At 33.7% G+C, this 312-nt stretch carries 1 protein-coding gene; it reads right to left on the bottom strand.

All coding sequences use genetic code 11. From position 1 onward, the window contains the following. Window positions 1-282, bottom strand: a 282-nt coding sequence (locus LJE08_RS13915; RefSeq protein WP_227403569.1) for a hypothetical protein, incomplete at its 3' end; no start/stop codon positions are given. Between the last annotated feature and the right edge of the window lie 30 nt (window positions 283-312).

Genomic DNA, 312 nt, shown 5'->3' with positions numbered 1-312 from the left:
ATTTTGTTTTTTAGGGCGATAGAGCATCCTTGTTTTCAACTGCTTGAAATTCAAGTCTTCAACGACCAGACTCTTCTTCTTGGATTTACATTGTTCCATGATTTCAATGGCCAGCTGATACAGTTCTTCATTTCGTTTATTCTTTGTATTCTCTTTATGGATTGGATACTTCTTGATCAATACGATATTTCCATCCATATTGGTTTCACATAGTGCTATATGGTCCACATTGATATCGATTCCTATTGCTCCATACAATGTATCTGTCTTTGGAAGATTCATATGTTTTTCAAATATAGCTTTCACAATAAA

The organism is Holdemanella sp. DFI.5.55 (genome assembly GCF_020593575.1).
Lineage (GTDB): Bacteria > Bacillota_I > Bacilli_A > Erysipelotrichales > Erysipelotrichaceae > Holdemanella > Holdemanella hominis.
Note: the sequence above shows the minus strand (reverse complement) of the source record. Positions and strands in the feature narration are given on the sequence as shown.